The organism is Paraburkholderia sp. (assembly GCF_036488505.1).
In the GTDB taxonomy this organism is placed as follows: domain Bacteria; phylum Pseudomonadota; class Gammaproteobacteria; order Burkholderiales; family Burkholderiaceae; genus Paraburkholderia.
In genome coordinates this window covers 1-19,539 of the sequence record NZ_DASXHN010000283.1, presented here as the reverse complement: position 1 = coordinate 19,539, position 19,539 = coordinate 1, and the positions used below count along the sequence as shown (strand labels likewise).

The following is a 19,539-nucleotide window of genomic DNA, read 5'->3' as shown; positions in this document are numbered from 1 at the left end:
ACGTTTATATTTAACAATAGTGACCGATGACATGCTTTTCATGCCTTTCATGCCATTACGACCAAGAGCGATCACACCGACTCCGCGGCGGCGCCCTCGGTAAAACCTCCCGGTGCTCCGTCCGGAGTAAAACGCAGCGGTCCGCTGCGCGCGCTGTTCGCGTTGCAGCATTCCTGCGATGGCATCGTCGCGACGCTGCGTTCGGAAAGCGCGTTCCGCCAGGAAGCGGTGCTTGCGGCGATCCTCGTGCCTGTCGCGCTAATGGTGCCGGTCGACGCGCTCGCGCGCGTGCTGCTGATCGCGTCGGTCCTGCTCGTGCTGCTGGTGGAATTGCTGAATTCGGCGATCGAAGCCGTCGTGGACCGCATTTCACTGGAACGCCATGAGTTATCGAAGCGCGCGAAGGACTGCGGCAGCGCGGCGGTGACGATTGCGCTGCTGATTTGCGCGTTGACGTGGGGCATGTTGTGCGGGCCACTCGCGTATCACTGGTTGCACCGCTGACCCGCAAGCCGTTATCGCATCGGACCCTATCCCGGTGGTTCGTTGCGCGTGCTGTGATGCAGGTGAAGTTACGCCGCGAGTGGCTCCTGGCTCAGCCTATTGACCGTGCGATGCGCGCCACCCATGTCTGGTCGGTGGCTTTGCTCGCCGCCGTTGCAATGATCATGGGCACAGCTATTGCTGTTTCTCGCTCGCCGACACGTCGCCCGTGAAGGCACGTGAATAACACGTGGAGCCCGCAACGGGTCGCTGTTCCAACGTCATCTCAACGATCCACCGGTGGAGGTAGCATGCTTCGATACGCTGTGATTTTTCTCATCATCGCCATCATCGCCGCGGTATTCGGCTTTGGCGGCATCGCCGCAGGCGCGACCGAAATCGCGAAGGTACTGTTCTTCATCTTCATCGTCATCTTCCTCGTCACGCTGCTGATGGGCGTGATTCGACGCTGACCGCAGTGCGCGGGCCTGTTCACGCCGATGTCGATTCCTGTGCCAGGCCCGCGGCGTCCAACCGGGCTTTCGCCCGCTGGATGCGCTCGTCACCACCGCGTTGCAATACTTGCCGCGCCACGTTGCAATCGTTGCCGATGCATCGGCTTTTCTCGCGACTCGCGTGGCCCGGCGTGAGGCGTTGCATCGACCCCGTCTTGCGCCGCCGCCAACGCGACACTCATCAGGCCGCAGCGCGATCGGGCGGCACGCGTAAAGACACCGTGGACGGGACCGATTGGGGCTTGATCATGCGACCCCGGACGACAGCACGTGGGCTTGAGCATCTCGTAGAACCCGATGCTCGAATGCGCTTCGACCCGCGACCGTTGTGGCAAAAAAAGTGTCGTAAGAACTCAACTGCCAGTCACGAGCTGAGTCACGAGATGTTTTCCGCTTCGTACAGACGCCGGCCGGCGGCGTCCTTGCTGCCGAGGATCGGCTCGAAATCGATGGGCCACTCGATGCCGATGTCGGGATCGGACCACAACAGGCAGCGCTCGAGTTCGGGAAACCAGTATTCGGTGGTCTTCCACACGCACTCGGCGACGTCCGACAGCACGACGAAGCCGTGCGCGAAGCCGGGCGGTATCCAGATCTGCCGCTGGTTGGTCTCGCTCAGATAGTTGCCGCTCCACTTGCCGAAGTTCGGCGAATTGAGGCGCACGTCGACCGCGACGTCGAACACTTCGCCGCGCACCACGCGCAGCAGGCGCCCCTGAGGACGTTGCACCTGATAGTGCAGTCCGCGCAATACCCCGCGCACCGCGCGCAAATGCCGGTCCTGCACAAAGGTCAAACCCGGCGCGACGTCATCTGCGAACTCGTCGGCGCTGAAGCTTTCGAAGCAGAAACCGAACTCGTCCGCAAACACTTCCGGCTCGATCAGTTTGACCTCCGGCAATGCCGTCGCCATGACCTTGTTGCCCATCGCCACTGTGCTCGTAAAAGGCTGACAGCAAAAACGCGGCCGCCCATGCGACCGCGTTCAACGGACGAGACAGCCCACTACGCGGGCTCGCGTGATGCATGCTATGCAGTCATGCTACGCCTCGCTGGCCGCCCGGCTTCGGGCACGATATTCGGTTGGCGACAACGCCATGCGCTTGCGGAAAATTTTCGCGAGACGATCGCCGTTGCCGGTGCCGCTGCGGCGCGCGATCTTGTCGACCGGCAATTCGGTCTCGGTGAGGAAGTTACACGCGATGCGCAGCCGCACCTGCAACAAGTAGTCGGACGGCGTGACCTGCATCTCATGCTTGAAGCGGCGCAGGAAATTGCGCTCGCTCATCGCGGCCACCTGCGCGGCATCGGCCACCGACACCGGCCGATCGCAATTCGCTTCCATCCAGCGCGCGGCCGCCCGGATTTTTTCGGCGACGCTCAGCGTGCCGCCCTCGGCCGGCAGCGGCACCCACGTCGCGGCCATGCCGGGCAACACGCGGTCCGCGACACTGCGCGCGAGTTCCGCGCCGAGATCGCGCTTGATGAACATTAGCGCACTGCGCGCGCAGTCGTTGCGGTCGTTGGCCGCGCTGAACGTGCCTTCGCTCCCGGTGGCGCCCGGATAGCGGTTCATCAGTCCGTCGTGCTCGGTTGGGCCGGCCGCTTCGAGCACGAGCCGTCCTTCGCCGATCGTCTCGATCGCGCGCGTGCGCGACTGCACCGCGCGCAGCCAGTTCAGCAGCCGTTCGTCGCGTGCCGCCGCGAGCGCGCCATAGCCGCCCGCGATGAACAGCACGTCGAAGCCGGCGCCGAAGCGCGTGTCGATCCGCTCGGTCCAGATGCGCGCCGACGACGAGCTGCCGACGTTGCCGCCGTCCATCGACAGCAACTGCACATCGTAAGGAGGATCTTCGCCAGCTCGCGCGCCCGCGAGTTCGTTCGCGCTCTGGAAGATCTCGATCACGGTGCTGGGGCCGAGCAGCCAGAAGCCGTCGAACAACAGGATGCCGATTCGCCGCGCCGCAGTACGGACATTCAAGGACGGCGTGTGGAGCCACGTAACTCTCGCGGTATCAAGGTGCATTTGCGGCATGATCTTTCCTCAAACGGTCGTACGTTGTGGACCCCGAAGTCCCGCGATTGAACGGAACGAGAGAATATTTATTCGGCTGACAACACAGTCAACGTAAAGGATTTAAGCGTGATGTTAGCGGAATGGATCGCTATAGTAAATTTTAAAAACGCATTTCATCGGAAAGCCAATGTATGAGGAAATTTATTGCGCGTTTGATGCGGATGCTGAGGGGTCGGCCCGGCGCTGGACCGAGCGCGCCGCATGCTCGACATCTTACCGCAAAGCCCGTACAGAAGCCCTCGCGAAGAGATGCTCCCCCCTTTCTGTAGCGGCAGTTGCCGAGGCAACAGCTGGGGTCGCCATGCACCAGTTTGGAAATGTTTCAAACCTGAACGGCAAAAATACCCAATAACACCGTTGATTCCGGCCTTTTATTCGCAAAGCAGGAATTTGCATGCTCATGCAATTGATCCCTTCGCGGATATTCGCGTTGTCGCGAATAAATATTTCAATCGGTATTTATCGGGCGTTCGAAAACGTTTCTATATTGAAACATGTGTGTTTAATTCGTATGAAATAAAGCGGGAGCGGAACGCCAGCGACTGCGAGCGGACCTGGAGCGGACTTGGAGCGGACTTGGAGCGGACCTGGAGCGAACCGGGAGGGAGCGACGAGCGAACCCCGAACGGACCGCGCGCTCCCGAAACGAAACGGCGGAGCGCCGGCCCCGCCGTTTGTTCCGGCTCGGCGAATCAGCCGTTCGTCCCCTCGCCGGCCAGGATCGCGGCATCCGCAGTGCGCGCGAGCACCGGCCTCAATGCGGTGCCGGTATGACTGGCGGCGACGCGTGACAGCCCTTCGGGATCGGTCGCGGCGACGATCGTGCCGCCGCCCACGCCGCCCTCCGGACCCAGGTCGATGATCCAGTCCGCTTCGGCAATGACGTCGAGATCGTGCTCGATCACGACGACGCTATGGCCGCCGTCGACCAGACGATGCAGCACACGAATCAGCTTCGCGACGTCCGCCATATGCAGGCCGACCGTCGGTTCGTCGAGCACGTACAACGTATGCGGCGGTTTCTGGCCGCGCCGCGTGATGTCGTCGCGCACCTTGCTGAGTTCGGTGACGAGCTTGATGCGCTGCGCCTCGCCCCCGGATAAGGTTGGTGACGGCTGACCGAGTGTCAGATAGCCGAGCCCGACGTCCTTCATCAGTTGCAACGGATGCCCGATGTTCGTGATCGACGCGAAGAATTCGACCGCTTCGTCGATTTCCATCGTCAGCACGTCGCCGATGTTCTTGCCTCGCCACGTCACCGCGAGCGTCTCCGGATTGAAGCGCTGGCCGTGACACACGTCGCACGGCACCTTCACGTCGGGCAGAAAACTCATGCCGATCGTGCGCACGCCCTGCCCCTCGCATGCGGGGCAACGCCCTTCGCCGGTGTTGAACGAGAAGCGCGACGCGGTGTAGCCGCGCGCGCGTGCCTCGAGCGTGCCCGCGAACAGCTTGCGGATTGCATCCCAGACGCCGATATAGGTGGCGGGACACGAACGCGGTGTCTTGCCGATCGGCGTCTGGTCGACCTCGAGCACCCGGTCGATGCTTTCCCACCCGGTGATCGAAGCGCAGCCTTGCCACACGTGCGTGACGTTCAGCGGCGCGCGCGGCGCCGAGCGCGCCAGCACGCTGGAACGGCGGTTCGCGGCCGGCTTCTGCTCAGCCGCCGCGCGTGCGCGCCGCGTCGCCGGTGACGACAGCACCGAGCGGCCCACCGCATCGAGCAGATTGGTCATCAGCACATCGCGCGCGAGCGTCGACTTGCCCGAGCCGCTGACGCCGGTCACCGCGACCAGCCGAGCCAATGGAATGCCGACCGTCACATCGCGGAGATTGTGCAGCTTGCCGCCGTGTACCGTCAGCCAGTTCTCCGGCGTCGCCGCCGCGCGCTTGCCCGGCGCGACGACTTTACGGCGCGGCTGCAACGGATGCACGATCGGCTGCGCTAGGAAGCGCCCGGTCAGCGAGTCGGGCTGCGCGGACAGGTCCGCGACACTGCCCTGCGCGACCAGTGAACCACCGCGCCTGCCCGCGCCCGGGCCGATGTCGATGATGTGATCGGCGCGCCGGATCGTGTCCTCGTCATGCTCGACGACGACCAGCGTATTGCCCTTGTCGCCGAGCTTGCGCAGCGCGTTCAGCAGAATCTGGTTGTCGCGCGGATGCAGGCCGATGGTCGGCTCGTCGAGCACATAGCACACGCCTTGCAGATTGCTGCCGAGCTGCGCCGCGAGCCGGATGCGCTGCGCCTCGCCGCCTGACAGAGTCGGCGCCGCGCGGTCGAGGCTGAGGTAGCCGAGCCCGACCTCTTCGAGGAACTGCAGGCGGCTGCCGATCTCGCTGACCACATCGCGCGCGATTTCCGCGTCGCGCCCCGTCAATGCCAGCGTGTCGATCCACGCGCGCGTCTCGGAGACGGTCCACTGCGCGACGTCGACGATCGCCTGCGAATCGAACGTGACCGCGCGCGCGACCGGATTCAGCCGCGTGCCCGCGCAATCCGGACACGGTTCGTCGACCAGCCCTTCCGGTTCCTGCTCTTCCGAAGGCAGACTTTGTTCGCGGCCGCGATTGTCATCGACGACGATCGTGTCGTCGTACGCGACGCGCTGTTCGCGCGTGAGCGACAGCCCGGTGCCGACGCAACTCGTGCACCAGCCATGCTTGCTGTTGTACGAGAACATGCGCGGGTCGAGTTCGGGATAGCTGGTGCCGCACACCGGGCACGCGCGCCGGGTCGACAGCACCTTCACTTCGCCGAGCTTCGCGGTGGACCCGCCACCGTTGATCGCGTCGTGCAAACCGTCGAGCGACGCCAGCAGATGCATGACACCCTTGCCGACCTCGAGCGTCTGATCGAGCGCCGCGCGCAATTGCGCCTCATGATCGGCCGACACGACGAGGTCCGTCACCGGCAGTTCGATCGTGTGCTCGCGGAACCGGTCGAGCTTCGGCCACGGATCGACCGGCACGAATTCGCCGTCGACACGCAGATGCGTATTGCCGCGCGCTTTCGCCCATTTCGCAAGGTCCGTGTAGACGCCCTTGCGATTCACGACCAGCGGCGCGAGAAAGCCGACATGCTGGCCCTTGTGATCGCGCAGCAACTGTGCGGCGATCGACTCGACGCTTTGCGACGTGACCGGCGTGCCGTCATGAATGCAATGCTGCAAGCCGAGCTTCACGTACAGCAGACGCAAAAAGTGCCACACCTCGGACGTGGTCGCGACGGTACTCTTGCGGCCACCGCGAGACAGGCGCTGCTCGATCGCGACGGTCGGCGGAATGCCGTACACCGCGTCGACCTCGGGCCGGCCGGCCGGCTGCACGATCGAGCGCGCATACGCATTCAGCGATTCGAGGTAACGCCGCTGCCCTTCGTGGAACAGGATGTCGAACGCGAGCGTCGATTTGCCCGAGCCCGACACGCCGGTGATCACGTTGAACTTGCCATGCGGAATGTCGACGTCGAGCGCTTTCAAGTTGTGCTCGCGCGCGTTGACGATGCGCACCACGTCCTCGCCTTCGATAGCGCGGCGCGCGCGCGCGGCGCTCAGCGCCTTTTGCAGCGGAATGCCTTGCGATCCGGGTTGTGCGGCCACGCCGCCGGCCGCGGCGATGGCGCGCGCGGCGCTCAGCGCATCCATCGCGCGGTCGTATTGCAGCAGTGCGTCGCCGGTATGCGAGCCCGCGCAAGCTTTCACGTCGTCCGGCGTGCCCGCGCACAGCACGAGGCCGCCGCCGTCGCCGCCTTCGGGGCCGAGGTCGATCAGCCAGTCGGCCGCGCGAATCACGTCGAGATTGTGTTCGATCACGATCAGCGAATGGCCGCTCGCGAGCAGCTTGCCGAACGCCTGCATCAGCTTCGCGATGTCGTCGAAATGAAGGCCCGTGGTCGGCTCGTCGAACATGAACAGACGCTTCGGCAGGTCGCGCTGCTTCGCGCCACGTGTGCCGCGCGCCTGCGCCGACTCGGCGAGAAAACCCGCGAGCTTGAGCCGCTGCGCTTCGCCGCCCGATAGCGTCGGCACCGGCTGGCCGAGCTTCACGTATTCGAGCCCGACGTCGACAATCGGCTGCAGCACGCGCAGCACCTCAGCGTCGTTCGCGAAGTAGGAAGCCGCCTCGCTGACGGTTAGTTCCAGCACGTCGGCGATGCTCAACGCGCGCGCGGGTTCGCCCCGCTCGATCTTCACTTCGAGCAGTTCCGCGCGATAGCGGCGGCCATCGCAATCGGGGCAGCGCAGATACACGTCGGACAGGAACTGCATTTCGATATGTTCGAAGCCCGAGCCGCCGCAAGTCGGGCAACGGCCATCGCCCGAGTTGAAGCTGAACATGCCGGGGCCGTAGCCGCGCTGCTGCGCGAGCGGCGCCTTGGCAAACAGCTTGCGGATTTCATCGAACGCGCCGACGTAGCTGGCCGGATTCGAGCGCGCGGTCTTGCCGATCGGCGACTGATCGACGAACACTACATCCGTGACCTGATCGGCGCCGGTGAGGCTTTGGTATGCGCCCGGCGATTCGGTCGCGAGACCGAAGTGCCGCGCCATCGCCGGGTACAGCACGTCCTGCAACAGCGTCGATTTGCCGGAGCCCGACACGCCCGTCACGCAGACGAGCCGCTGCAGTGGAATTGCCACGCTGACGTCGCGCAGATTGTGCTCGCTCGCGCCTGCGAGCACGATACGCGGCGTGCTTGCATCGACCGGGCGACGCGACCAGTGCGCGGCGTCCGCGACGTGGCGCTGGCCCCCCAGGTATTGGCCGGTCAGCGTACCGGACGAGCGGATCGCCTCGGGCGCGCCGTCGAAAATGATCGAGCCGCCGCGCTCACCCGGGCCTGGGCCCATGTCGATCAGACGGTCGGCGGCGAGCATCACCGACGGATCGTGCTCGACCACGACGAGCGTATTGCCCGCGTCCCGCAGCCGGTGCATCGCTTCGACGATGCGGTTCAGATCGCGTGGATGCAGCCCGATGCTCGGCTCGTCGAGCACGAACAAGGTTTTGGTCAGCGACGTGCCGAGCGCGGTGGTCAGGTTGATTCGCTGCACCTCGCCGCCCGACAGCGTGCGGCTTTGGCGATCCAGCGTCAGATAGCCGAGGCCGACGTCGCACAGATACTTCAGCCGCGTGCGCACCTCGGCGAGCAGCAGCTTCAGCGCGTCGTCGAGCAACGCGCTCGGTAACGTGATGTCGTCGAAAAAGCGGCGGATCCGCTCGATCGGCATCAGCATCAGGTCATGCACGGTCAGGCCCGGCAATGCTTCGAGCTGCGCGCGCGACCACGCGACGCCACGCGGCATGAAGCGTTGCGCGGGCGCGAGCACGTCGTTCGCATTGGCCTTGCTGCCGAGGCGCCAGAGCAGCGATTCGGTTTTCAAACGCGCGCCGCCGCAGGTTTCGCACGGCGTGTAGCTGCGGTATTTCGACAGCAACACGCGGATATGCATCTTGTACGCCTTCGATTCGAGATATTCGAAAAAGCGTTTGACGCCATACCAATGGGTCTGCCACTTGCCGTTCCAGTCCGGCGACCCGTTGATCACCCACTGACGCTCGCGCTCGCTCAGTTCGCCCCACGGCGTATCGCGGCGGATGTCGGCTTTCGCCGCGTAGCGCATCAGGTCGTCCTGACACTCTTTCCAGGCCGGCGTTTGCATCGGCTTGACCGCGCCTTCGCGCAGGCTCTTGCGCGCATCGGGAATCACCAAACCCAGGTCGACGCCGATCACGCGGCCGAAACCACGGCAGACCTCGCACGCGCCATACGCCGAGTTGAACGAGAACAGCGCCGGCTGCGGATCGGCATAACGCAGATCGCTTTCGGGGCTGTGCAGCCCGGTCGAGAAGCGCCAGATTTGCGGCTCGGCAGTCGAGCCTTGCGCTTCGTCGGACGTAGCGGGCAGCACGTAGATATTGACGCGACCGCCGCCGCGCTTGAGCGACGCCTCGAGCGCCTCGATCACACGCTGTTTGTCGACCGAGCGCAGCCGGAAGCGGTCGGCGACGACATCGAGCAGCTTGCGCTTGCCGGTCGGCGAGTCGACTTCGCGCTGCGCCTGCACACGCGTGTAGCCGCTCGCCGACAGCCACTGCTCGACCTCCTGCGCGGACGCCGACTCCGGCAGTTCGACCGGGAACGTGACGACGAGCCGGGGTTCGTGTTGCGCGGTGCGTTCGAGTAATTCCGCGTAGATGGTCTCCGGCGTGTCGTGACGCACCGGCAACGCGGTGTTGCGGTCGAACAGCTCGGCCGCCCGCGCGTACAGCAGCTTCAGGTGGTCGTTCAGCTCGGTCATCGTGCCGACGGTGGAGCGCGAACTGCGCACCGGGTTGGTCTGGTCGATCGCGATGGCGGGCGGCACACCGTCCACCCGGTCGACTTGCGGCCGATCCATGCGGTCGAGGAACTGGCGCGCGTACGCGCTGAACGTTTCGACATAGCGGCGCTGCCCTTCCGCGTACAGCGTGTCGAACACGAGGCTCGACTTGCCTGAGCCGGACGGCCCTGTGACGACCGTCATTTCGCCGGTGTACAGGTCGAGATCGACGTTCTTCAGGTTGTGCTGGCGCGCGCCGCGGATGCGGATCGTGCCTTTCGTTTTGCGGGGGGCTGGGCTGGCGGTTGCGCCGGCAATGGAGTCAGGGGTTGCGTCGTTGGAGGACAATTTTTCCGACCGTCTGAAGGAATGGGCTACCTCTCACGGCCGGCTCGCGACCGCAGGTTCCGTGCAACGCAGACCGCGCACCGAGCCGCGCTTCCTCGCGGCTGCGCGCGGTGCCTGGGGGGCGTCGGGGAGAGGCGGGTCCGTGCTTGGGCCGCCTTTGGGCCGGCTTTGGCCCATCCTGGAAGCCGCGTGATGCGCCGCAAGCCTGGTTGCAACGGGATACTATACTGTATGTTTATACAGTTTTCCATCGCGCGGGCACCGTGCGCTTGGGTGCACTGGATCGCCAGATGGCCTGCCGCAAGCCGGGCGCCGCATGCGCGGCGGCGACCATGAAACGGCGCGTTTTTGCTGGCGCGGGTGGTGGGGTGGGGCTTGGGCTGCGCGACACCCGCAACGCCCACCCCGGCCGCGCCGCGAGCCGGAGCTACCCGGGCGAGTCCGCGCACCAGACATAAAACCGCGCTCAAACCGCCTTCGGATTACGCTCCGCAAATCCTTCCTGATGCCAATACGGATACGCGGGGCGCACCGCGCTGGCCTCGTCCAGCCTCGCGACCTGCTCGGGCGTCAGATTCCAGCCGACCGCGCCGAGGTTCTGCCGCAACTGCTCCTCGTTGCGCGCGCCGATCAGCACCGTCGACACCGTCGGGCGTTGCAGCAGCCAGTTCAGCGCGATCTGCGGCACGGTTTTGCCGGTTTCGGCCGCGACTTGGTCAATCGCATCGAGTACGCGAAACAGGTACTCGTCAGATATCGGCGGCCCCATGTCGCTGGTCTTGTGCAGCCGGCTCGTTTCGGGCAGTGGCTGCCCGCGCTTCAGCTTGCCGGTCAGGCGGCCCCAGCCGAGCGGACTCCACACGACTGCGCCGACGCCCTGGTCGATGCCGAGCGGCATCAGCTCCCATTCGTAATCGCGGCCGACCAGCGAGTAGTAAGTCTGATTCGCGACATAGCGCGGATAGCCATAGCGCTCCGCGATGTCCTGCGATTTCATCAGATGCCAGCCGGAGAAATTCGACACGCCGGTGTAGCGGATCTTGCCCGCACGCACGAGGTCGTCGAGCGTCGACAGCACTTCGGCGATCGGCGTCTTCGCGTCGAAGCCATGCAACTGGAACAGATCGATGTAGTCGGTTTGCAGCCGCTTGAGCGCCGCATCGACCGCCTGGATCAGATGGAAACGCGACGAGCCGACGCTGTTCGGGCCGTCGTCGAAACGGAAGGTCGCCTTGGTCGAGATGATCGCCTTGTCGCGTTTGCCCTTCAGCGCCTCGCCGAGTACCGCTTCGGACGCGCCGCTCGAATAGATGTCGGCGGTGTCGAACATCGTCACGCCCGCGTCGAAGCAGATGTCGACCAGACGCCGCGCTTCGGCGACGTCTGTCGCGCCCCACGCCTGAAAAAATTCGCCCTTGCCGCCGAACGTACCCGTGCCGAAACTCAGCACCGGCACCTTGAAACCCGATGCACCCAGATGTCTGTATTCCATTAACAATCTCCGTGGCATAGCCGTCGATAAGCGGACGTTCAGTCTACGCGTGTCCACGAAAATGCGTCGCTCAGGCGGGCGCGTTTTTCAGCCGGTACACGCGCGGCATCGGCGTGGTCGATGCGTTGCAGACGAAAGCACCGCAACGGCTAGACGCCGCGTGCATGTGAAGCACTCGTCGCGGCCAACGCATCGCGCACCGCATCGATCACGCTGCCCCAATCGCCGAGCGCCGGTTGCCGGAACAGACGCGCGCTCGGGTACCACGGCGTGTCGGTGCGCTCGAGCATCCAGCGCCAGCAGGTGTCGAAGCGGTTCAGAATCCATACCGGCTTGCCGAGCGCACCGGCCAGATGCGCGGTGGACGTATCGACCGAAATCAGCAGATCCAGATTGGCGACCAACGCAGCGGTGTCGGCGAAATCATCGAGCAGGTCCGTGTGATCGACGACGCGCTCACGGCGCGCATGTCCCGCAAGCTGCTGGGCGGCGATGCCCTTCTGCACGCTGAAGAAGCGCACCTTCGGCACATCGAGCAACGGCGCGATACGTTCGAACGCAAGCGAGCGCCTCGCGTCGATCTTGCGAAGCTCCGCGACCTGCGCGCGGTTTTCGCCGGCCCACACGAGGCCCACTGTCAGGGGCTTTTTTCCCGAGCCAACGTCCGCATTCGCGCCGATGTCCGCGGCGATACGCTCGCGCCATCGGTTCGCGCTTGCCGCATCGGCGAACAGATAAGGTGCCGCTGCGGGCATGCTGGCCTCGTCGGTCCTGAACGCAAGCGGCAGACTCATCAACGGACAATGACAATCGAATGGAGGCAACGGCTGCCCCGCTTCGATCAACTGGTCGACGCCCGCGAGCGTCGATAGCAGCCGCAGCAACGCGCGCGGCACTTCGAGCACGACCTTCGCGCCGAGCTGCTGGACCAGCACCGCATAGCGGCAGAACTGCAGCGTGTCGCCGAGCCCCTGCTCCGCGTGCAGCAGGATCGTCTTGCCGTCGAGCGGAAAGTCGCCGAGCCACAACGGCTGCGCGAATTCGCGTTGACCGGCCCTGATACGACGGCGCGCCCAGCGCCATTCGTATTCGCGCCAGCCGGTCTCGAAGCGCCCCATCTGCAGCAGACACAGCGCCTGGTTCCAATGCGTTTCCGCCGCCGTCGGATCGAGCGCGAGCGCGCGTTCAAAGCTCGACAACGCGTGCTCGCGCTGGTTCAGATCCATCTGCGCGAGCCCGAGGTTGTTCCATGCATCGACGAACGCGGGCGCGAGTTCCAGCGCGCGCCGGTAGCTGCGCTCGGCTTCGTGCGGCTGATTTTGATCGCCCAGTACATTGCCGCGATTGCTCCATGCGTCCGGATAGTTCGGCTGCAACGCGAGCGCGCGATCGCAACTGTCGAGCGCCTCGGCATAACGGCCGAGATCGCGCAGCACGCACGCGCGATTGTTCCAGCCGACCGCGAAATCCGGTGCGAGCGCGAGCGCGCGATCGTAGCTCGCGAGCGCATCGCGCGGGCGATTCTGCGCGGCCAGCGCATTGCCCCGATGGTTCAGCGCATCGGCGAATTTAGGCTGCAACGCGAGCGCGCGATCGGCGCTGGCGAGCGCTTCGTCGTGGCGCTGCAACGCGTTCAACGCGTACGCGAGATTCGAATGCACGGCTGGCTGTTTCGCATTGACCGCGAGCGCGTTCTTCAGCAGTTCGACGCCTTCGTGCAAGCGGCCCGTTTGCAACGCCAGTTCACCGAGCCAGCGCAACGCGTCGACGTGTCTGGGCTTGAGTTCGAGGATCTCGCGATAGAGCTCTTCGGCTTCGGCGAGCGCGCCGTTGTGCTGAAGGGCGACGGCTTGCCGGAGCATCGAGTCCAACTGTTGCGGCAGACTGGCGGGCTTGCTCATGCGGTCGATCAATGTGCGCGGAGAATCAGGGAGGCGTGGCGCGGCGTCTGCGCCGTGTGCACCATACGACACGGCACGCGGCGACGCCCGGAAGCGACCGATTATCGCCGAAAAGCCCGGGTTCCCACTGGCATCGATGGGCCAGGAAATCGATGCAGCGGGTGGCTGCGGATTGCTCTTCCGGCGCCTACCGCACCGCCTGTCGGCATCGGGGCCGGGGTCCCGCGCCGTAAGAAAGCTTGCAATTTGCTTTAGACCTTCTTGCATCGTTCTTGCAAACGCAACGCGACCGCGCGTTTTCCATCGCTGTCGATTCGGGGCCAGCCCCGCCCTTCAATCGAAGCGCTGAATTTTTTGCCGGCGACGCCGATAACCCGTAGACAAGCCACGCGCCAGGGCAAACACAACACCGGCATGGCGCCTCAGACGCACCGACAGCATCGCAACCCTGGAGACCGATTCCGATGGCAGACGACCCCCGTGCCAACCACGAGCGCAACCACGAACGCAGCAATCTGACCAGCTCCAACAAGTTCGAGTTGCTGCTGTACCGCCTCGGCTGCGTGCCCGGCAGCGACGCGCACGAGCTGTACGGGATCAATGTGTTCAAGGTCCGCGAAATCTCGACGATGCCGACTGTCACGCCAATCGCCGGTTCGTCGCCGTTCGTGATGGGCGCGGTCGACATTCGCGGCCAGATCATTCCGGTGATCGATCTGCCGCGCCTGATGGGCTGCGAGCCGACGCGCGGGCTGAACATTCTGCTCGTCACCGAGTTCGCGCGTTCGACCCAGGCGTTCGCGGTCGAGGAAGTCGACGACATCGTGCGGCTCGAATGGAACCAGGTACTGTCCGCCGATGGTTCGGCCGGTGGCAAGCTGGTCACGAGCATCGCCCGCATCGACGGCAATACCGGCGACTCGCGGCTCGCGCAGGTGATCGACGTCGAGCAGGTGTTGCGCGACGTATTTCCGTCGCAGCATCCGAGCGTCGATCCGGCGTCGGTGGGCGAAGCGCTCGGCATCCCCCACGGCGCGAAGATTCTCGCCGCCGACGATTCCGGCTTCGCGCGCAAGCTGATCGAGCAGGCGCTCACCGCGATCGGCGCCGACTTCATCATGACGAAGACCGGCGAGGAAGCGTGGAATACGCTGCAGCAGGTCGCGCGTGAAGCGCAGCAGAACGGCGCGCGCACCAAAGACAGCATCGCGCTGGTGCTGACCGATCTTGAGATGCCGGAGATGGACGGCTTCATGTTGACGCGTCAGATCAAGGCCGATGAACGGATGCGCGATATTCCGGTGATCATCCATTCGTCGCTGACGGGCGCGGCCAATGAGGCGCACGTGAAAAACGCCGGCGCGAACGGCTATGTCGCGAAGTTCGCGGCGGCGGAACTGGCCAACGCAATCCGCAATGCGCTGGGCGGTGCGCCGGTGAACGGCGTGGCGGCCTGACGTGGCATGACGCGGCTCGACGCGCGTGGAGCTCAGCGTCAGCGTCGTTCGATGATTCGGTTTGAGCAGCGCGGGTGGCCGACGCCAACGCATCGACCCCGCGCTACGCGGCTTTTCTAACAATGGGCGGTGAGCTCGATCGAAAAGCCGATGCGGCCAATATCGACGCCCATCGTATTGAGCCGCTTCGGCGCATGAAAGCCGTCGAGCGCCGCACGTTGTTCGGGCGTTCCAAGGTCCAGCAACGCGAGCAGTTCGGCGGTCACCGCGTATAGCGCGGCGAGGTTGCCGTCTTCGATCTTCACCGCGATGCCGAGCGCGCCCTGCGCGCCCAGCCGCGCGGTCTGTGCAGACGCCCGCACGCCGATCGCATAGCTGCCGTCCGCGCCGACCTTGCCGACCAGCGCGCCGCCGAACGCCTGCATCAGCAGCGTGCAGAAGCGGCCCTCGCCTCCCACCAGTTCCGGATAGGAAGTCATCGCGCGATAAATGCGCGCGAGCGCGGCCGTGCGTGTCGAGACCGCGACGGCCGGGCCAGGCTGCACCGCCGCGACCTGGTCCTGCGCCGCCGCGAGCTTCGCGAACAGACGCGCGAGCCGGTCCAGCGCAAACGCCGGGGTCGGCAGATTGCAGCCGTCGATCGCCCATTGCACGCCGTCGTCCGGCAGATCGCAGACGCTGGCGACCGTCTGTTTTACGCGCACCTGCAACGGATGTTCCGGCAGTTCATAGCCGGCGAGCGCCGCGCCGATCGAGCGCGCGCCGGCCAGCATGCCCGCGTGCTTGCCCGAGCAGTTGCTGCAGACGCCGCCTGGCGTGAACCCGCGCCGGATCCAGTCGACGTGGACCGCATCGGACAACGGCGGATGACCGCCGCAGCGCAGATCCGCTTCGCTCGCCTGCGCCTTCGCGAGCATGCTGCGCGTGCGCTCGATATGGCGCGGCTCGCTGCTGTGCGACGCGCACATCAGCGCGAGATCGGCGTCATCGAAGCCGTAGCGCTCGAGCGCGCCGGTCTCCAGCACCGCGAGCGCTTGCGCCGGCTTCGCGGCGGAGCGCGCGAGCGTGATGCGCCGGGCGTCGCCAAATGAATGCAGCAGACGGCCGTCGGCATCGACGAGCGCGACATGCGCGAGATGCGTGTTCTCGACTGACGCGCCGCGATAGATCGTCGCCGCGACAGGGGCGGTGTGGTGCGTTGCGGGCTGGGTCATTGATATCTCATCCTGTTCGCGCGAGCGGTGTGATGGGCTTGCCGCTGCGGCGGGTTAGCGTTGCCGACCGTCCTTATTGCCGGTGAGCGATTTTACGTGCGCTTTTTACGTGCTTCAGTGTTTCCTTTCGCATTGGCTTGCCGGCTGGTCCGTGCGCGCGAAGCAGGCCGGGCTTGCGCCGCGTCGAGCGCATCAGGAATTCGCGCGGCCAGGTAGTCGATCAACGCCCTCACCTTCGGCGGCAGGAAACGATTCTGCCGATACAACAGCCATACCGAACCGGCATACGCGCGCATGTCCAGTTGCCAGTCCGCCAGTACCTCGATCAGTTCGCCGTTGCGCAACGCGTGCGCGGCCGCGAACTCGGGCACACAGGCAATGCCGAAACCCTGCTGGGCGGCTTCGAGCCGCGCGCCCGCATGGTTGGCCACGTAGCGCCCTTTGACCTCGACGCTTTGCGTTTCGGTGCCGCGCCGCAAGCGCCAGCGATTATCGTCGGCGGCCTCGCCGAGATAGATGCACGCGTGCTCGCGCAAATCGCGCGGCTGCGCCGGCATCCCACGCTCGCGCAGATAATCGGGCGATGCCGCGAGCAGCCAGCGCACCGCGCCGAGCCGGCGGCCCGCCAGAGCCGGCGGCGGATGCTCCGTGAGCCGGATCACCAGATCGACGTCTTCCGCAAGCGGATCGACGTCGTGATCGGTAAAGAGAATCCGCAGATCGACCTCGTCATACGCGCGCAAGAAAGCCGGCATCAGCGGATGCAGCACTGCACGCGCGAATTGCGTCGGCGCGCTGACGCTGACCTTGCCTTGCGGTTTGCCGGTCAGTTGTCCCGCGGCATCGACCGCGCCCGACGCGGCGCCCACCATGTCGCGGCAAAGCCGCGCGACCTCCAGGCCGGATTCGGTCACACGCACGCTGCGCGTAGAGCGTTCGAGCAGACGTGTCGCGAGCGCGTCCTCGAGCCGTTTGATCTGCCGGCTCACGGTGGACGGCGTGCTGCCGAGCTGGCGCGCGGCGAGCGAAAAATTGCCGGCATCGACGACGCGCGCGAACACGGCCATGTCGGGTAAAAGCGCGAAAAGCTCTGCTGGAGTCATCGTGGCGGTCTGGGCAGCGGGCGCGGTCGACGGAATGTATTAGTGCATTTGCGACATAAAACCTGTGCGCGACGCCCCGATTATCTTCTCACGCGCAAAGCCGCACAATAGCCGCTCGATCAGCGTGGAGCGCGCCCGCTTGCGGCGCTTTCACCTCCCGCACCACTCGCGTCACAAGGTCCCCCATGTCCAAGCAGGAACGTCTGCTGATGTTTTCCGATCTGATGCTGCTCGCCGTCGCCGCGGTGTGGGGCACCAGCTACGGCGTCGTCAAGAGCGCGCTGGCGTTTTATCCGGTGCTCGGCCTGCTCGCGCTGCGCTTCGGGATGACGTTTGTCATTCTCGCGCCCGCGTTGCGGCACCTGCGCGATGCCAGCGCGCGCACGCTGCGCGGCTTGCTGATCGCGGGCGTGCTACTGCTCGGCATCTTCCTCGCCGAGACCTTCGGCATTCAGATGACGCGCGCGGCCAACGCCGCGTTTCTGATCAGCCTGTGCGTGGTGTTGACGCCGCCCGTCGAATGGCTGCTGCTCAGGCGCGCGCCGGGCCGCGTCGAATGGGCGGCGGTGCTGCTGTCGCTGTTCGGCGCATGGCTGCTCGCGGGCGACGGACCGTTGCGCTTCAATGCCGGCGACGCGCTGATCCTGCTCGCCGCGCTGCTGCGCGCATTGACGGTCTGCGTGACCAAGCGGGTGATGCGCGATCCGGCGCTGCCGCCGTTGACGGTCACCGCGGTTCAGTCAGGCGTGGTGGCGGCCGGCAGCGCGGCGGCGGCTTGCCTGTTCGCGCCGCGCCAGTGGCAGGCGCTGCCGGCGCTCACCGGACACGCAAGCTTCTGGGGCTACGTCATGTATCTGGTGCTTGCGTGCACGCTATTCGCGTTCTTCGCGCAGAACTTCGCGATCAAGCGCAGCAGCCCGACCCGCGTGTCGCTGCTGATGGGCAGCGAACCGGCCTTCGGCGCGCTGTTCGCGTGCCTGTGGCTGGGGGAAAAGGTTTCGCCGACCGCGTGGACGGGTGGCGCGCTGATCGTCGCGGCGTCGATACTGGCGACGGTGCGGTGGCGCGCATGGCGGGCCAGCACCGCGCGGGCCTGAGTGGGAATTCGTGCTGACGGGCGTCATCCGATGCGAAGCCGGACAAGCGCGTCGAGGCAGTCCGTGCAAGCGCATCGGGTGCGCGGCGCGAATCCGGCGTCAGGCCGCCATCAGCCCGCTACCCGGCATCCATCAGCCAACGCGGCGCAAGCCTCGCAAGCAGAATATTCGGGCCCTCACGCGCTCGCCGCCAGCTCGTCTTCGCGTTCCAGCGTGCGCGTATGCCGTAATGCTGGAAACAGCCGCATCCACAGCAACGCAATCGCGATCGTCGCGACGCCGCCAGCCAGCACTGCCGGTTGCGCACCCCACCACCCCGCCGTCAAACCCGATTCGAATTCGCCGAGCTGATTCGACGTACCGATAAACAGCGAATTGACCGCGTTGACGCGGCCGAGCATGTTGTCGGGCGTGCGCAACTGGACGAGCGACAATCGCACGACGACGCTGATCGTGTCCGACGCGCCGAGCACCATCAACGCGAGCAACGACACGATGAACTGATGCGATAGTCCGAACACGATCGTCGCGGCGCCGAACGCGATCACGCCGCCGAACATCGCTGCGCCAGGCGAGTTGCGCAGTGGAAAGTGCGCGAGCCAGATCGTGCCCGCGAGCGCGCCGATCGCGGTGCCCGAGCGCAGAAAACCCAGACCGATCGGTCCCGCGTGCAGCACGTCGCGTGCAAAGATCGGCAACAACGCGGTCGCGCCGCCGAACAGCACCGCGAACAGGTCGAGTGACAACGCGCCGAGAATCACGGGCTCGCTGCGAATAAACGCGATACCGGAGAACACCGATTCGAGCGTGACGGGCGTGCGGCTCGGTGGCTTCGTCTGCAACGGGATGCTCCACACGGACCCCGCGGCGGCCGCGAACGTCAGCGTGCATGCGAGATACGCGGCGCCCGGGCCGATACCGTACAGCAGACCGCCGAGAGCGGGCCCGGCGATCTGCGCGGTCTGATTCGCGGAGGTCGCCCACGCGGTCGCCTTCGGCAGATAGCCGCGCGGCACGACGGCCGGCAACAACGACGACACCGCGGGCGATTCGAACGCGCGCGCCGCGCCGACGCAGGCGGCCAGCACGTAGATGACCGGCGCGCTGATCCAGCCGCCGAAGGCGCCGAGCGCGAACAGCAGCGCGGCAACGCTTTCGAGCGCCTGGCAAACCGCGGCAATGCGGCGTCGATCGTAGCGATCGGCGACGTGGCCGACGACGAGCGTCAGCAGAAACATCGGCAGGAATTGCGCGAGGCCGACCAGACCGAGTGCGAACGCGCTATGCGTCAATGCGTAGACGTGCCAGCCCATCGCGACCGCGAGCATCTGGAATGACAGCGATGACAGGATTCGGGTGCACCAGAAACGCTGGAACGGCGGGTGTTTTGGCAGGCTGAAACCGGCGGAATCGGCGGGGTCGGCGGAGGCTGGGGGCATCGGTGAATTGCTCGTGACGGGGCGTGCGGTGGCTTGACCAGGCGGCGCTAGTTTAGAGCAACACCGGTGGCTCTGCTCGCGACT

General features: G+C 65.5%; 12 protein-coding genes. 4 read left to right on the top strand and 8 right to left on the bottom strand.

Annotated features, from left to right (window positions below; genetic code table 11):
- Nucleotides 1–54: 54 nt before the first annotated feature.
- Both VGH68_RS17035 and VGH68_RS17030 read left to right on the top strand, forming a co-directional pair.
- Nucleotides 55–504 (top strand): diacylglycerol kinase, encoded by a 450-nt coding sequence (locus VGH68_RS17035; protein WP_331604830.1) that lies wholly within the window; start codon nucleotides 55–57, stop codon nucleotides 502–504.
- A gap of 290 nt (nucleotides 505–794) precedes the next feature.
- Entirely contained in the window at nucleotides 795–956 is a 162-nt protein-coding gene (locus VGH68_RS17030; protein WP_331604829.1) for a DUF1328 domain-containing protein, read from the top strand.
- Nucleotides 957–1,374: 418 nt separating this feature from the next.
- On the opposite strand, the gene rfbC is transcribed toward VGH68_RS17030, so the two are convergent.
- The 5 genes from rfbC to VGH68_RS17005 all read right to left on the bottom strand — a co-directional run bounded on the left by rfbC (nucleotide 1,375) and on the right by VGH68_RS17005 (nucleotide 13,145).
- The gene (gene rfbC / locus VGH68_RS17025; protein ID WP_331604828.1) at nucleotides 1,375–1,926 is read right to left on the bottom strand and encodes a dTDP-4-dehydrorhamnose 3,5-epimerase; all 552 of its coding nucleotides are present in this window, start codon (nucleotides 1,924–1,926) and stop codon (nucleotides 1,375–1,377) included.
- 114 nt (nucleotides 1,927–2,040) lie between these two features.
- On the bottom strand, nucleotides 2,041–3,033 hold the full coding sequence (locus tag VGH68_RS17020) for a GlxA family transcriptional regulator (protein ID WP_331604827.1): 993 nt from the start codon (nucleotides 3,031–3,033) through the stop codon (nucleotides 2,041–2,043).
- A 734-nt stretch (nucleotides 3,034–3,767) separates the two neighbouring features.
- A complete protein-coding gene (gene uvrA / locus VGH68_RS17015; RefSeq protein WP_331604826.1) occupies nucleotides 3,768–9,752 on the bottom strand; it encodes an excinuclease ABC subunit UvrA in 5,985 nt (1,994 codons plus the stop codon).
- 466 nt (nucleotides 9,753–10,218) lie between these two features.
- The gene (locus VGH68_RS17010) at nucleotides 10,219–11,244 is read right to left on the bottom strand and encodes an aldo/keto reductase (RefSeq protein WP_331604825.1); all 1,026 of its coding nucleotides are present in this window, start codon (nucleotides 11,242–11,244) and stop codon (nucleotides 10,219–10,221) included.
- 149 nt (nucleotides 11,245–11,393) lie between these two features.
- Nucleotides 11,394–13,145, bottom strand: a complete 1,752-nt coding sequence (locus tag VGH68_RS17005; protein WP_331604824.1) for a tetratricopeptide repeat-containing glycosyltransferase family protein — start codon at nucleotides 13,143–13,145, stop codon at nucleotides 11,394–11,396.
- 464 nt (nucleotides 13,146–13,609) lie between these two features.
- On the opposite strand from VGH68_RS17005, the gene VGH68_RS17000 reads away from it, so the two are divergent.
- Entirely contained in the window at nucleotides 13,610–14,602 is a 993-nt protein-coding gene (locus tag VGH68_RS17000) for a chemotaxis protein (protein ID WP_331604823.1), read from the top strand.
- Nucleotides 14,603–14,718: 116 nt separating this feature from the next.
- Here the strand turns inward: VGH68_RS17000 and VGH68_RS16995 are convergent, their stop codons facing one another.
- Both VGH68_RS16995 and VGH68_RS16990 read right to left on the bottom strand, forming a co-directional pair.
- Entirely contained in the window at nucleotides 14,719–15,816 is a 1,098-nt protein-coding gene (locus VGH68_RS16995; protein WP_331604822.1) for an asparaginase, read from the bottom strand.
- A 92-nt stretch (nucleotides 15,817–15,908) separates the two neighbouring features.
- The gene (locus VGH68_RS16990; protein WP_331604821.1) at nucleotides 15,909–16,919 is read right to left on the bottom strand and encodes a LysR family transcriptional regulator; all 1,011 of its coding nucleotides are present in this window, start codon (nucleotides 16,917–16,919) and stop codon (nucleotides 15,909–15,911) included.
- 185 nt (nucleotides 16,920–17,104) lie between these two features.
- Between VGH68_RS16990 and VGH68_RS16985 the strand changes: the two genes are divergently transcribed.
- On the top strand, nucleotides 17,105–18,016 hold the full coding sequence (locus tag VGH68_RS16985; RefSeq protein WP_331604820.1) for a DMT family transporter: 912 nt from the start codon (nucleotides 17,105–17,107) through the stop codon (nucleotides 18,014–18,016).
- Between the two features lie 176 nt (nucleotides 18,017–18,192).
- Here the strand turns inward: VGH68_RS16985 and VGH68_RS16980 are convergent, their stop codons facing one another.
- Nucleotides 18,193–19,455 carry an MFS transporter gene (locus tag VGH68_RS16980; RefSeq protein WP_331604819.1) on the bottom strand — a complete coding sequence of 421 codons (1,263 nt, stop codon included), beginning with the start codon at nucleotides 19,453–19,455 and terminating at the stop codon, nucleotides 18,193–18,195.
- Nucleotides 19,456–19,539: the final 84 nt, after the last annotated feature.

Bases quoted from the DNA above. Each gene is read 5' to 3' on its own strand.
- VGH68_RS17030 (WP_331604829.1), top strand. From the start codon at position 795: ATGCTTCGATACGCTGTGATTTTTCTCATCATCGCCATCATCGCCGCG.
- rfbC (WP_331604828.1), bottom strand. From the start codon at position 1,926: ATGGGCAACAAGGTCATGGCGACGGCATTGCCGGAGGTCAAACTGATC.
- VGH68_RS17020 (WP_331604827.1), bottom strand. From the start codon at position 3,033: ATGCCGCAAATGCACCTTGATACCGCGAGAGTTACGTGGCTCCACACG.
- VGH68_RS17010 (WP_331604825.1), bottom strand. From the start codon at position 11,244: ATGGAATACAGACATCTGGGTGCATCGGGTTTCAAGGTGCCGGTGCTG.
- VGH68_RS17005 (WP_331604824.1), bottom strand. From the start codon at position 13,145: ATGAGCAAGCCCGCCAGTCTGCCGCAACAGTTGGACTCGATGCTCCGG.
- VGH68_RS17000 (WP_331604823.1), top strand. From the start codon at position 13,610: ATGGCAGACGACCCCCGTGCCAACCACGAGCGCAACCACGAACGCAGC.
- VGH68_RS16995 (WP_331604822.1), bottom strand. From the start codon at position 15,816: ATGACCCAGCCCGCAACGCACCACACCGCCCCTGTCGCGGCGACGATC.
- VGH68_RS16990 (WP_331604821.1), bottom strand. From the start codon at position 16,919: ATGACTCCAGCAGAGCTTTTCGCGCTTTTACCCGACATGGCCGTGTTC.
- VGH68_RS16985 (WP_331604820.1), top strand. From the start codon at position 17,105: ATGTCCAAGCAGGAACGTCTGCTGATGTTTTCCGATCTGATGCTGCTC.
- VGH68_RS16980 (WP_331604819.1), bottom strand. From the start codon at position 19,455: ATGCCCCCAGCCTCCGCCGACCCCGCCGATTCCGCCGGTTTCAGCCTG.